The sequence below is a fragment of the Rhizobium sp. H4 genome (genome assembly GCF_003013335.1).
Classification (GTDB): domain Bacteria; phylum Pseudomonadota; class Alphaproteobacteria; order Rhizobiales; family Rhizobiaceae; genus Rhizobium; species Rhizobium sophoriradicis.
Genome location: NZ_PSOW01000005.1, coordinates 32393 through 45492 on the forward strand (window position 1 = coordinate 32393; position 13100 = coordinate 45492).

Below are 13100 nucleotides of genomic sequence, written 5' to 3' on the forward strand. Positions count from 1 at the left end.
GAACCCAGGTTGGATCTTCCATGGCTGATGCTGAACCACGGCTGGTCATCTTCGATTGCGACGGTGTGCTCGTCGACAGCGAGCCGATCTCGATCAGCGTCCTCGTCGGTGCGATGAACGATCTCGGCGTCTCGATCAACGAAGATCAGGCCTATGAGCGCTTTCTCGGCCGCAGTCTGTCGACGCTCATCGATACGCTGGAAACCGAATTCAACATCCATGCCAGCGAGGAATTCCTCGAACGAATCCGCACCGATCTCTACGCACGCTTCCGCACGGAATTGAAGCCGATCGACGGCATCGCCGCGACGATCGACGGGCTCGGCATTCCCTGTTGCGTCGCCTCGTCCAGCCAGATGGAGCGAATCCGGCTGTCGCTTTCGGTCACCGGCCTTCTCGACAGGCTGCCCGACATCTTCAGCGCAACGATGGTCAAGCGCGGCAAACCGGCGCCCGATCTCTTCCTGCATGCGGCGCGCGAGATGCAGGTCGAACCCCACTCCTGCGTGGTCGTCGAGGACAGTCCGGCCGGCATTGCCGCCGCCAAGGCGGCGGGTATGACTGTCTTTGCCTTCACCGGCGGATCGCACGCGAATTTCGCCGGATATCGTGCCGAACTCGACCGGCTTTCGCCGGAAGTGGTGTTTGACGCGATGCCGGATTTGATACACCTTGTCCGCAACCATAAGCTGGACGGGACCAAGATTTGATGCGTGATCATGTGGTTGCGGTCGATGTCGGCACCGGCAGCGCGCGCGCCGGTGTCTTCGATGCCGCCGGCCGTCTGCTCGCCAAGGCCGAACATCCGATTGCAATGAACCGGCCGCGCGAAAACCACGCCGAGTACGATTCCGAAAACATCTGGTCGGCCGCATGCACGGCGGTGCGCAGCGCGATGGCGCAATCCGGCATTGCCGCCGCCTCGATCGGCGCGATTGGTTTCGACGCCACCTGTTCGCTAGTCGTGCGCGACGTCGAGGGCCGGCAGATCAGCGTTTCCACCGGCGGCGAGCAGCGTTTCGATACGATCGTCTGGCTCGACCATCGGGCGCTGAAGGAAGCCGATTTCTGCACGGCGACGGAGCATGCGGTGCTTGAGCATTCCGGCCACGTGATGTCGCCGGAAATGGAAATGCCGAAGCTGATGTGGCTGAAGAAGAAGCTGCCCGCCACATGGGAAAAGGCCGGTTACTTCTTCGATCTCGCCGATTTCATGACATGGAAATCGACCGGATCGCCGGCTCGCTCGCGCTGCACGCTGACGGCAAAATGGAATTATCTCGCCCATCTCGAAAAGGGCTGGCAGCAAGATTTCCTGCAGCGCATCGGTCTCGAAGATCTTCAGGCGCGCGGGCGCCTGCCGGATGAGACGACGCCGGTCGGCGGCAGCGTCGGCCGGCTAACACCGGAGGCGGCGGCGGCCCTTGGGCTGACCACCGATTGCCACGTCTCGGCCGGGATGATCGACGCCTATGCCGGCGCGCTCGGCGCACTTGGCGGTTATGCGGCCGATCCCATCAAACGCGAGCATCAGCTGGCGCTGATCGCCGGTACGTCGAGCTGTATTGTCGCCTTTTCGCAGGACCGCAAACCGAGCCATGGCATGTGGGGTCCCTATTACGAAGTGGTCTTCCCGCAGTCCTGGCTGGTGGAGGCCGGACAATCGGCGACCGGGGCACTGCTCGACCATATGGTCCGCATGCATGCGGCGGGCGGCGAGCCGACAGCGGCGCTGCACCAGAGGATCGTCGCACGCATTGCCGAATTGCGGGCCGAGGAAGGCGATGCTTTCGGGGAGCGCATTTTCGTGCTGCCGGATTTTCACGGCAATCGTTCACCACGCGCCGATCCGCATGCGGTCGGCGCCATCAGCGGGCTGACGCTCGATACCTCCTTCGATGGGCTGTGTGCACTCTATTGGCGGTCGGCAGTGGCCATTGCGCTCGGCATTCGCCATATCCTGGAGAAGATGAAGGAATATGGCTATGTGCCCGATACACTGCATGTCGCCGGCGGGCATGTGAAAAACCCGGTGCTGATGGAACTCTATAGCGACGCCACCGGCTGCAAGGTCGTGGTGCCGAAGATGAATGAGGCGGTGCTGCTCGGCACTGCGATCGCCGCATCGGTCGCCTGCGGCCTGCACAAGGATTTGGCGGCAGCCGGCGAGGCGATGTATCCGGGCGGCCAGGAACGGCTGCCCGACAGGGCGAAGCAGGCGCTCTACGATCACGATTATCGCCGTCTTCTGGCGATGTATCGACACCGCGCGGAACTCGAAGCGATGCGCTAGAACAGGATGATTTTAGGCCCGGTCGGCCTAAAATCATCCTGTTCTAAATTAAAGAGTTAGAGCATGATGTCGTCCGAAAACCGCTCACACTTTTCGGCATCATGCTCTAGCCGCCGAAAGCGCAGTTTAAATCTGTATCAGTGGTTGGCCGTCTCGCCGAGGACGGTTGCGAATTCCAGCATGCGGCGGCGGCGAAGCGCGGCCTCTTCCCCGACTTCGAGGATGACCGACTCCGACAGGCAATCGAGCAAGGCGATCAGCGGCGGAAGATTGTCGAGATCGGGGGCGCGGGCGGGCGGCAGGGGCAGCATGACGTTGGATTGATCCGCCATCCAATCCGCCTGCTGCGGTGAAATCAGGACGACCTTGTAGCCGTAGCGCCGCGCGGTTCTGGCAAGCAGGCGCGCCTTGGCAAAGCGGCGACAGTCGATGATCACGAGCAGGGCGTCGTCGACCGCCGGCCGGGCAAAGAGGTCGGCAAAACGGTTGTCGGCGCCGTCGAGCGTGCGTACGCCGTCGCGGGCCTGTATCAGCCGCTGGCAGAAGTGATTGGCGAGGCTTGCAAGCCGCGCGTGGGTGGCGATCGAGACTTCACGAGCGGTACTGATCAGGCTGACAGCTTCGGACCAGTGCGGCTGCGCCGTCAGATGATAGATATGATGGAGCGCCTGGATCTGTTCGGCGACCAGCACGGCGAGCGGTTTGCCTTCCGCAGCATCCGCATGCAGTTCACTCATGGCGCTCTGCAACTGCGCCGGCGATGTCGTCACGGTCTCGCGGATCTCCACCTTGACGCTGTCCAGGCCCTGGTAACCGAGCGCGCGCAGGAAACGCCCGACGGTCATGGGCGACAGGTCCAGCCGGTCGGCAACCGACGCGGCCGTTTCAAACGGCAGGTCATTCAGGTGTTCGGAGAAATATTTCGCAATACGACGCTCGGCCGGTGTGCCGCTTTTAACGTATTGCCTGAGTTTGTGCACAAAATCTTCCACATCAGCCTCCCCCGTCTTCCCTCAGAGGCGTTCCGTGGATGCGCTATGGCGATCCCTTGTCTTTGCAACTATTTTCGGAAGCTGCTTCTCAGGCCCATGCTTAATTCTATGGGGCATAATATTATATTAGCACTTATATTGCGACAAGTTTCTATTACTGCCTGCAATTTTATTCTCTCTTGTCGGTGGCATTCGCCTTTCCTACATCTTCTGCGCAACTGGAGACGCTGAAGAAATGATCCTTGACGCCGCTCGACTATCGCTCGCCAACCTGTTCGCGCCGGAAACGCGTTCGGTCTTCTGGAAAGTGCTCGGCCTGACGATTCTGGTGCTGGTCGGTCTCTGGTTTGCATTGCGCGGGGTCTTCATGGCCTTCCTCTTTCCCTGGCTGACGAGTTTCTTTCCCGATATGCCGGACTGGGCGGGGTGGTTCGCGCTGATCTTCGCAATCCTTGCCGGCATCGGCCTTGCGCTGATGCTAGCGCTGCTGCTGTCGCCGGTAACGGCGCTGATCGCCGGTCTGTTTCTCGACGACGTCGCCGATGTCATCGAGAAGCGCGATTATCCCACGGACGCGCCGGGCACCGCCATGCCGCTCGGTCCTGCCATGGCAAGCTCGATCAAGTTCCTCGGCGTCGTGATCCTCGGCAATATCGTCGCCTTGCTGCTGCTGTTCATCCCCGGCGTCAATCTGGTCGCCTTCTTTCTGGTGAACGGCTACCTGCTTGGACGGGAATTCTTCGAATTCGCCGCCATGCGCTTCCGTCCGCCGCAGGAGGCGCGGCTTTTTCGCGCCAAGCATGCGCCCACCGTGTTTCTCGGCGGGCTGCTGATTGCACTGTTTCTGATGATCCCCTTCGTCAATCTGCTGACGCCGCTGTTTGCCGCCGGCATGATGGTGCATCTGCACAAGCTGATTGCGGCTCGCGACACCGGTTCGCGAGCCTGAGTCTCAGCCGGGCAGGGCGGAGGCGTCGTACATCGCGGCGAATTCCGCGCTCGGCGGGATCGGCTTGATGATGTCGATCAGCACGCCGTTGGGGTCAGCGGTGATGAAATGCCGCTGGCCGAAATCCTCATCGCGGATCTCTCTCAAAATCGGCAGGCCGGCGTTCCGGCAGGCCTCGTAGATACGATCGACATCCTCGACCTCGAAATTGAGCAGCAAGCCGCGAACCTCGCCACGCGCGGCGGCAGGGATGGTCTCGTGGCTGCCGTCGAGGATGGCGAGCGCGACATGCTCCGCCTCGGCTGATTGCAGGTGAACGTACCAGTCGCTTTCAAAAAGCGCCTTGAAGCCGAAGTGGGCGCAGTAGAAGGCGGCGGTGCCCTCAACGTCGCGCGTCATGATGACAGGATAGTAGCTGGTCGATTTCATCTCTTGCTTCCCTCCTTTTACATACAGTCTGTATGTTTTTGCGTATTAACATACATGCAGTTTGTATGTAAAGAGACGGTATGAGCCGCAGCAATCGCGAGAGAACCGAGCAGACAAGGCAGGCGCTAATCGACGCCGGGCGGCGCATCTTCGTCGAGAAGGGTTATGCCGAAACGGCTACACCTGAGATCGTCGCGGCGGCAGGGGTGACGCGCGGGGCGCTGTACCATCATTTCGAAGACAAGAAGGCACTGTTTCAAGCGGTGATAAAGTGCGAGGCCCAGGACGTGGCCAAGGCAATCGAAGCGTCTTCGGCGCCGAAACAAGGGCCGCGGGCTGCGCTGATCGCCGGCGCTTCGGCCTATTTCGCCGCAATGGGGCAGCCAGGACGAACACAGCTGCTGTTGATGGAGGCGCCTGCCGTTCTCGGATTGCCGGCGGCCGCCGCACTGGATGCGGAGAATGCGGAAAAGAGTTTACGCGAAGGACTTGCGGCGTTTCTGCCGGAGGCAGGCGCCTTGCTCGACCCGCTGACATCGCTGCTGTCGGCGGCTTTCGACCGCGCCGCGATCGCGATCGACGCCGGCGGGGACAGGCGGGATTACGAGCGGGCGATCGCCGTCTTACTCGACGGCCTCGCCGATCACCTGCGGCGGTAGCTCGACGAGGGGCGCCGGAATATCCCAACTTTTCTCCGGCGATTTGCAGATGTCGGCGATGACGCAGCGCTCGCATTCGGGGCGGCGTGCCTTGCAGGTGTAGCGGCCGTGCAGGATCAGCCAGTGATGAGCGTGATAGAGGTACTGTTTCGGAACCACCTTCATCAGCCGCGCCTCGATCTCGTCGGGGGTCTTGCCGGGGGCGAGCCTGATGCGGTTGGCGATGCGGAAAATGTGGGTGTCGACCGCCATCGTCGCCTGGCCGAAGGCCATGGACAGCACGACATTGGCGGTCTTGCGCCCGACGCCGGGCAGGCGGACCAGTTCCTCGCGGGTTTCCGGTACTTTGCCCGCGAATTCGTCGACCAGCATCTGCGAGAGCGCGATGACGTTTTTGGCCTTGTTGCGATAAAGGCCGATCGTCTTGATGTAGTCGCGGACCTTCTCTTCGCCGAGTTCGAGCATTTTCTGCGGCGTATCGGCGACCTTGAAGAGCGCTCGCGTCGCCTTGTTGACCCCGGCATCGGTAGCCTGGGCGGAGAGCGCCACGGCGACGACGAGGGTGAATGGGTTGGTGTGCTCGAGTTCGCCCCTCGGTTCCGGCCGCTGCACCGAGAAACGGCGGAAGATCTCCTCGCGCTCAGCCACGGAATAGGCGGTTTTCACCGCCGCTGCCGGTTTGCGGCGTGTGATGACATTCGAGTTTTGCGAGGGTTTGCCAACGGATTTGAGTTTCGGATTCGCCATGGAGAATCTATACTCAACGGCCATGATGGAAAGCAACGCCAACAGCTTCAACGAAAAGCCTGTTTTCGCAGCCGAACTCTTTCCCCACCGATCGCTCGGGCGCAAGGGCTTCAAGGTGCTGCTTTTTTTGTCGGGCGCCGTCTGCTTTCTCTACGGCATGTTCTTCACCGCGACCGGCGCCTGGCCGATCGGCTTCTTCTTCGGGCTGGATTTCCTCCTGCTTTACGGTGCTTTCTGGCTGAGTTACCGCTCCGGAAGGGCGCGCGAGGAAGTCACGGTGTCGCGCACCGACGTATCGGTGCGTAAGTTTGCGCCGTCGGGGCGGATGGTGGAGCATCATTTCAACCCGTTCTGGGCGCGTTTCCTCGTCCGCCGGCATCAGGAAATCGGCATCCTCTCCATGCATATTTTCGGCGAGGGCCGGCGCACGGATATCGGCTCCTTCCTGAACCCTGATGATCGCGAGAGTTTCGCCAAGGCTTTCAAAGGGGCGCTTGCCACGGTCAAGCAGCGTCTCTGAACCGATCACCAGAGGCGCAAGAATCGGGTGGTTTGGCCGCCGGCCCTTGATTATCTCCTGTCTAAAGGAGAAAAACGATGAATATGATCGCGAAGCTCGACACAGATATCACCCCCGGCGGCCCCGACTACGACACCGTCCGTCGGGTCATCGAACTCATCAGCGAAGAATATCGCGACCAGCCCTCGCTGGAAGCGATCGCGGCGCGGCTGAACCAGTCTCCAACGCAGCTTCAGAAGACCTTCACCCGCTGGGCCGGCCTCTCTCCCAAGGCCTTTCTGCAAGCCGTCACGCTCGACCATGCCAAGCGGCTGTTGCGCAAGGAAGAGATGCCCTTGCTCGAAACCTCGATCGAGGTCGGGCTTTCCGGCCCGAGCCGCCTGCACGATCTCTTCGTCACCCATGAGGCGATGTCTCCAGGCGAATGGAAGGCGAAGGGCGGCGGCCTGACGATCCGCTACGGCTTCCACAATTGCCCCTTCGGCGTGGCTCTCGTCATGGTCACGGATCGCGGTCTCGCCGGCCTTGCCTTCAGCGACAGCGGCGACGAAAAGGCCTGCCTGGATGACATGACCTGCCGTTGGCCGAATGCGGAATACATCGAGGACCGGCAGGCGACGGCTCCCTATGCCGAGCGCATCTTCCAGCCGGGGCGCTGGACCTCGGACCAGCCGCTGCGGGTCGTCCTGATCGGCACGGATTTCCAGGTCAGCGTCTGGCAGAGCCTGCTGAAGATCCCGTTCGGCAAGGCGGTAACCTATAGCGATATCGCCAGGGATATCTGTCGGCCGACCGCCATGCGCGCTGTCGGCGCCGCCGTCGGAGCCAATCCGATTTCCTTCGTCGTGCCGTGCCATCGCGCGCTTGGCAAGAACGGCGCGCTGACGGGCTACCATTGGGGCCTCACTCGCAAGCGGGCGATGCTCGGCTGGGAATCGGCGCACGCCTGAGCGGGCGCAGGTCGTTCGTCGCCTATCGCTCCGCCAATTCCAGTAGCGCTCGCGCCGCGCTTTCGTCGGTGATCAGCGTGTTGCAGCCGATCCGCTTGATCGTGGCGCGGATGGCGACGGCGCGGTGGGCGCCGCCGGAGGAGAGGACGATGTGCTTGGCTTCCTTCAGCGTATCGAGATCGACGGACATCACCCGACGATTGATCGAGTGGTCGACCGAATAGCCATCTCTGTCGAGGAAGTTGAACATGGTGTCGCAGACGCAGCCGGCATCGATCAGTTCCTGCAGTTCCGCCTTCGATATCCAGCCTTCCGACAGCGAGGTCGAATGCGGGCCGATATCGCCGCAGCTGACGATCGCCAGGTCGAGATTCTCGGCGAGACGGTAGATCGTGTCCAAGCCGCACTTCTCGATGAGATTGCGTTTGGTTTCGACGGAATCGACCAGAAGCGGCGCCAGGAACATGTAACATTCGGCGCCGAGTTGATTGGCCAGCCGCCACGTGTAATCGATCGGGTTCGTCTGGTGGACGGCGACGATGCCGCCGAGCAGCGAGACGACCTTGCAATTGGTCCGGCGCGGCGGCCGAAAGCTCGCCAGCGAGGCGGTCATGGTGCGGCCCCAGCCGACGCCGATCGTATAGTCATCGGGGATGGCTTCGGAGAGGAACTGGCCAAGCGCCAGACCGACATTCTTTGCCAGCGAATCGACGTCGCCCTGGATGGTCGCCGGGACGACGATCGCCTCGTCGAGGCCGTAGGCGCGCTCCAGCTTCACCGAAAGCTCGACGCAGTCGCCGATCGAATCGTTGATCCAGATCTGGACTTCGCTGCGTTTCATCGCCTCGTCGAGCAGGCGGATGACGGTGGTGCGGCTGATGCCGAGCTGTTCGGCGACATCCTTCTGGGTCAGGCCCTCGTTGTAATAGAGCCATGCGGCTCGCAGCCGCAGCGAGGATGCCTCGGAATAGGCGGTGTGCGTGCCGCGTTTGAGCTTGACCACTTCTCCTCCAGCCGAATTCCTGCCCTAAATCCCATCAGGGATGAACGGCTGTCGCGGCGCGTTTGTTGCCGGGATAATGACGGGTGTGACACTTATGTCAATTGAAATGCACAAATGTCCTTGACTTTTCATCGGGCGAATGGCGATAGTCCGGCCGACACGAAGTCGTTCTGTCCGTCCGAGGAGGACATAGTGCGGGCATACCGAAAGTCACGACCGGCCTTCCGGCCGCAGGCGACATCGCTTGCGTTCGGCCTGCGGTTTGCCTGCGGGAACACGGCCACTGTCCTTGACGTTGATGAATCATCCGAGACGGATGTGCGCATTTTCGCCTGCAGCATGCAGACAACCTGTCGGTAGATCACCTTTGCCGGGCGGAACTCGCGCCGGTCGCAGCCCAAGTTCAACAAGGATTATTGACCATGACATCCAAGCTTGACCAACTCCGCGAGATTACCACGGTCGTCGCCGATACCGGCGACATCGAGGCCGTCGCGCGCCTGAAGCCGGTGGATTGCACGACGAATCCGAGCATCGTGCTGAAGGCGCTCGGCACGCCGATGTTCGCGGACGCCATCAAGGAAGCCGTCGCCTGGGGCAAGAATCAGGGCGGCAATCCCGAAGCCGTCTCCGCCGTCGCCGATCGCCTCGCCATCTCGGTTGGCGCTGCGCTGGTGAAGCTCGTCCCCGGCCGTGTCTCGACCGAGGTCGACGCCGATCTGTCTTTCGACACCGAGGCTTCACTTGCCAAGGCGCGCTCGATCATTGCCGCTTACAAGGATCGCGGCATCGAACGGGACCGCATTCTCATCAAGCTCGCTTCCACCTGGGAGGGCATCCGCGCCGCCGAAGTGCTGCAGAAGGAAGGCATCGACTGCAACCTGACGCTGCTCTTCAGCAAGGCCCAGGCGATCGCTTGCGCCGATGCCAAGGTCTTCCTGATCTCGCCCTTCGTCGGCCGCATTCTCGACTGGTACAAGAAATCGACGGGCAAGGACTATACCGCCGAGGAAGATCCGGGCGTCATCTCCGTCCGTGATATCTACAACTACTACAAGGCGAACGATATCAAGACGATCGTCATGGGCGCCTCCTTCCGTAATGCCGGTGAAATCGAAGCCCTTGCCGGCTGCGACCGGCTGACCATCAGCCCGGCCCTGCTCGACGAGCTTTCCAAGGATGAAGGCAAGCTGGAGCGCAAGCTCTCGCCGGAGAGCCGCAAGCCCGACGCCAAGGTTTCGGTTGACGAGAAGACCTTCCGCTGGATGATGAACGAAGATGCGATGGCGACGGAAAAGCTCGCCGAAGGCATCCGTGCCTTCGCCAAGGACCTGACGACGCTGCGCACCATGGTGCAGAAAGAACTGCAGCTCGCCGCCGCCTGATCGAGGCGCGCAAACAATTGGAGGCGCGGAGGCCGGCTGGCCTCCGCGCCTTTTTCGTGCTGATATCAACGGCCTATGCGGCCGGAGGCGACGATAGTGCAAGAGGAGCGGGCAATTCCTTTGGCGACATTTTTCCGAAGACATGCAAGCTTCATCATCGCTTTCCTGGCTGGGCTGGCGGTCTTTTTGCTGATGACATCGCGTGAGGTCAGCGCCCGCAACATCCTGTTCGGATGGAATGCGAGCGCCGGCGTGTTTATCGTGCTCAGCTGGCGCAAGATGCTGCGGGCGACGGTCGAAAGCATTCGCGAACGCGCCGAAGATCTCGATTTTTCCGATACGGTTCTTCTGGCGCTTTCGATCGGCGCAGCCCTTGCGAGCATCGCCGGCATCGGCCTCGAGCTTCATTCGATCAAGGAGGCTACACCCGACGTGGCGCTCGCGCGGGCAGGCGGCGCGGTGCTGACGATCCTGATCTCCTGGGTTTTTCTGCACACGCTCTTCACCATTCACTATGCCCATTATTTCTATGGCGGGATGGACGAAGGGAGCGGCTTGAAGTTTCCCGACGGAATCGAAGAGCCCGGCTATTGGGACTTCCTCTATTTCTCATTCACCATCGGTGTTGCGGCGCAGACCGCGGATGTCGCCGTCGGGTCGACCGGCATGCGCAAGCTGACGCTGCTGCATGCCGTGCTGTCTTTCCTGTTCAATACGACGATCCTGGCGCTGGCGATCAATGTTGGCGCAAGCCTGCTATAATGCGCGTGTCGCAGCGGCTGCGAAAATCGGAGAACCGGCTGGGCCACGAGGAAAGAGCGGCTGGCCGATCGCCGCTCTTCGACCGGAGGGTAAGATGGAAAGTGCCTCAAGCCGGCATTGGCCGGCCGATCTCATTCTTCTTCTGGGCCGGCTTCTGCTGTCGCTGATCTTCCTGCACGAGGGATTTTCGCTTGCGGCCAATCTCGCCGCGACGGTGGAAACCTTCGAAAAACTGGGTCTTTCGGCGCCGATTGCCTTTGCCACCATCGTCCTTCAGATCGGCGCCGGCCTTTGCATCGCGACCGGTTTCCTCAGCCGGCTCGGCGCCTTGGCGCTGGCGCTCTTTTGTCTGGCAACCGCCTTTCTCTTCCACACCGACTTGGCGAGCCAGAACGAACTCCTGCATTTCGAGAAGGATCTGGCGATTGCCGGCGGCATGTTCGTCCTGGTGGCTGCGGGCGCGGGATCGATATCGATCGGTCATCTGCTGAAAAAGGGGACGGAGCGTATGCCCCGCTGGCTAAGGGCGATGATATAGGGGCGGGATCATGCCCGCTGCGATAGAAAGGCCGGCGTGGCTTCAGGGGGCGGCTTGCCAAATGCCGGGCCGCAAGCGCTTACAGAACTGCCTGCCCAGCCATCAGTGCAAGGACGAGGAAGATCAGGAAGATCACCAGGGCGATGCCGAACAGCACGCGGGCGATGGTCGCAGTGGCTGCGGAAACGCCGGAGAAACCGAAGAAGCCGGCGATGATCGAAATCACGAAAAATATCAGAGCCCATTTCAGCATGGCGTAATCCTTTGCTTTTGCATGAGAAGACGCGGCAGCCGGGAAATTGTTCCAGATCGTCGCCAGGCGATCGGCCGGATGATGCTGGCGGAGTCTCGATGTTGCCGGACAATGTGTTTGCGCGGCGGCCGGCTATTGCGCAGCGTTCACAGCCAGGCCGCCCCCGAGCCTCCCTGCCTTCCGCTGTCAGCCGTGATTGATCATCACGTGGCGAACGGCGGTGTAGTCCTCCAGTGCATAGACCGACATGTCCTTGCCGTAGCCCGACTGTTTGACGCCGCCATGCGGCATCTCGTTGACCAGCATGAAATGCGTGTTGATCCAGGTGCAACCATATTGCAGCCGGGCGGCCGTCTTCATGCCGCGGCCGATATCCTTGGTCCAGACCGAGGAGGCGAGGCCATAATCGCTGTCGTTTGCCCAGGCGACGGCATCGTCGGCTTGGGAAAAGCGGGTGACCGAGACAACAGGGCCGAAGACCTCGCGGCGGACGATCTCGTCGTCTTGCAGAGCGCCGGCAATGACGGTCGGGGTGAAGAAGAAGCCTCTGTCGCCGGAGACTTTGCCGCCGGTGGTGATCTCCATGTGCTTGTGTTCGGAAGCGCGGGCGACGAAGCTTTCGACGCGGTCGCGCTGACGCCTGGAGATCAGCGGGCCGATTTCGTTTTCGGTATCGTCGGCCTGGTTGAAGCGAATGCTCGCGACGGCCGAGGAGAGATCGGCGACAAAATTGTCGTAGACCCTGGCATCGGCATAGATGCGGCAGGCGGCGGTGCAGTCCTGGCCGGCATTGTAATAGCCGAAGGTGCGGATGCCTGACACGACGGCATCGATATCGGCATCGTCGAAGACGATGACCGGGGCCTTGCCGCCGAGTTCCAGATGGGTGCGCTTGACCGTCTTGGCGGCGGCCTGCAGCACCTTCTTGCCGGTGGCGATATCGCCTGTTATCGAGATCATGCCGATCTTGGCATGATTGATCAGCGCGTTGCCGACGCTTTCGCCGCGGCCGAGGATGACGTTGACGACACCCTCGGGGAGAATTTCCGAGAGCAGCTTTGCCATCTTCAGCGACGTCAGCGGCGTCTGTTCCGATGGCTTGAAGACGACGGTGTTGCCGCCGGCGATGGCCGGCGCCAGCTTCCAGGCCATCATCATCAGAGGATAGTTCCACGGCGCGATCGAGCCGACAATGCCGATCGGATCGCGGCGGATCATCGAGGTATGTCCGGGCAGATATTCGCCGGCGGCAGGTGCGTGCAGATTGCGCACGGCGCCGGCGAAGAAACGGTAACAATCGACGATCGCCGGGATTTCGTCGTTCAGCACCGAATTGATCGGCTTGCCGCAGTTCAAAGCCTCCAGCGCAGCGAAGCCTGCGGCATCCTTCTCGATGGCGTCGGCGATCTTCAGGAGGTAGGCGGAGCGCTCGCCCGGTGTCGTCTGCGACCAGCCTGCGAAGGCTTTCTCGGCGGCATCGACGGCGGCGTCGATCTGGGACAGCGAGGCCTCGGGAAGGTCGATCACCGTCTCGCCCGTCTTCGGGTTCAGGATGTGCTCTTCCGTCTCCGTGCCCTTTTCGAAGCGGGAACCGATCAGCATCTGGGTATCCATGACGTT

The 13100-nt window shown here is 61.5% G+C and carries 15 protein-coding genes; 9 read left to right on the top strand and 6 right to left on the bottom strand.

Annotated features, from left to right (window positions below; all coding sequences use genetic code 11):
* Positions 1–20: 20 nt before the first annotated feature.
* Both C4N04_RS08990 and C4N04_RS08995 read left to right on the top strand, forming a co-directional pair.
* Positions 21–710: an HAD family hydrolase gene (locus C4N04_RS08990; protein WP_038691446.1), complete on the top strand. Its 690-nt coding sequence runs from the start codon at positions 21–23 to the stop codon at positions 708–710.
* Complete coding sequence (locus C4N04_RS08995) at positions 710–2293, top strand: FGGY-family carbohydrate kinase (RefSeq protein WP_077990803.1); 1584 nt, start codon at positions 710–712, stop codon at positions 2291–2293. Before C4N04_RS08990 ends, C4N04_RS08995 begins: the two co-directional genes overlap by 1 nt.
* Before the next feature lie 137 nt (positions 2294–2430).
* Here the strand turns inward: C4N04_RS08995 and C4N04_RS09000 are convergent, their stop codons facing one another.
* A complete protein-coding gene (locus C4N04_RS09000; RefSeq protein ID WP_038691442.1) occupies positions 2431–3285 on the bottom strand; it encodes a MurR/RpiR family transcriptional regulator in 855 nt (284 codons plus the stop codon).
* Positions 3286–3520: 235 nt separating this feature from the next.
* Here C4N04_RS09000 and C4N04_RS09005 point away from each other — a divergent pair, with 235 nt between their 5' ends.
* Positions 3521–4234: a sulfate transporter family protein gene (locus C4N04_RS09005; RefSeq protein ID WP_039622358.1), complete on the top strand. Its 714-nt coding sequence runs from the start codon at positions 3521–3523 to the stop codon at positions 4232–4234.
* Between the two features lie 3 nt (positions 4235–4237).
* Here the strand turns inward: C4N04_RS09005 and C4N04_RS09010 are convergent, their stop codons facing one another.
* Positions 4238–4663, bottom strand: coding sequence for a VOC family protein (locus C4N04_RS09010; protein ID WP_096770572.1), 426 nt, complete (start codon positions 4661–4663; stop codon positions 4238–4240).
* An 80-nt stretch (positions 4664–4743) separates the two neighbouring features.
* Between C4N04_RS09010 and C4N04_RS09015 the strand changes: the two genes are divergently transcribed.
* On the top strand, positions 4744–5322 hold the full coding sequence (locus tag C4N04_RS09015) for a TetR family transcriptional regulator (RefSeq protein WP_096763735.1): 579 nt from the start codon (positions 4744–4746) through the stop codon (positions 5320–5322).
* Here C4N04_RS09015 and nth read toward each other — a convergent pair.
* Positions 5287–6093 (bottom strand): endonuclease III, encoded by an 807-nt coding sequence (gene nth, locus C4N04_RS09020; RefSeq protein ID WP_170961445.1) that lies wholly within the window; start codon positions 6091–6093, stop codon positions 5287–5289. The two genes, C4N04_RS09015 and nth, sit on opposite strands and share 36 nt — an antisense overlap.
* Here nth and C4N04_RS09025 point away from each other — a divergent pair.
* Together C4N04_RS09025 and C4N04_RS09030 are read left to right on the top strand one after the other, a co-directional pair.
* Positions 6092–6589 (top strand): DUF2244 domain-containing protein, encoded by a 498-nt coding sequence (locus C4N04_RS09025; protein WP_096763733.1) that lies wholly within the window; start codon positions 6092–6094, stop codon positions 6587–6589. The genes nth and C4N04_RS09025 overlap by 2 nt on opposite strands.
* A 77-nt stretch (positions 6590–6666) precedes the next feature.
* A complete protein-coding gene (locus C4N04_RS09030; RefSeq protein ID WP_106795894.1) occupies positions 6667–7539 on the top strand; it encodes a bifunctional helix-turn-helix domain-containing protein/methylated-DNA--[protein]-cysteine S-methyltransferase in 873 nt (290 codons plus the stop codon).
* 22 nt (positions 7540–7561) lie between these two features.
* On the opposite strand, the gene C4N04_RS09035 is transcribed toward C4N04_RS09030, so the two are convergent.
* The gene (locus C4N04_RS09035) at positions 7562–8542 is read right to left on the bottom strand and encodes a sugar-binding transcriptional regulator (RefSeq protein ID WP_096763731.1); all 981 of its coding nucleotides are present in this window, start codon (positions 8540–8542) and stop codon (positions 7562–7564) included.
* 422 nt (positions 8543–8964) lie between these two features.
* On the opposite strand from C4N04_RS09035, the gene tal reads away from it, so the two are divergent.
* The 3 genes from tal to C4N04_RS09050 all read left to right on the top strand — a co-directional run bounded on the left by tal (position 8965) and on the right by C4N04_RS09050 (position 11227).
* Positions 8965–9927, top strand: coding sequence for a transaldolase (gene tal, locus C4N04_RS09040; protein WP_106795895.1), 963 nt, complete (start codon positions 8965–8967; stop codon positions 9925–9927).
* Between the two features lie 93 nt (positions 9928–10020).
* Positions 10021–10689: a DUF1345 domain-containing protein gene (locus C4N04_RS09045; RefSeq protein ID WP_086156474.1), complete on the top strand. Its 669-nt coding sequence runs from the start codon at positions 10021–10023 to the stop codon at positions 10687–10689.
* 94 nt (positions 10690–10783) lie between these two features.
* The gene (locus C4N04_RS09050) at positions 10784–11227 is read left to right on the top strand and encodes a DoxX family protein (RefSeq protein ID WP_106795896.1); all 444 of its coding nucleotides are present in this window, start codon (positions 10784–10786) and stop codon (positions 11225–11227) included.
* Between the two features lie 79 nt (positions 11228–11306).
* Here the strand turns inward: C4N04_RS09050 and C4N04_RS09055 are convergent, their stop codons facing one another.
* Entirely contained in the window at positions 11307–11480 is a 174-nt protein-coding gene (locus C4N04_RS09055; RefSeq protein WP_004678026.1) for a DUF1328 domain-containing protein, read from the bottom strand.
* A 186-nt stretch (positions 11481–11666) separates the two neighbouring features.
* Entirely contained in the window at positions 11667–13094 is a 1428-nt protein-coding gene (locus C4N04_RS09060; RefSeq protein ID WP_106795897.1) for a gamma-aminobutyraldehyde dehydrogenase, read from the bottom strand.
* Between the last annotated feature and the right edge of the window lie 6 nt (positions 13095–13100).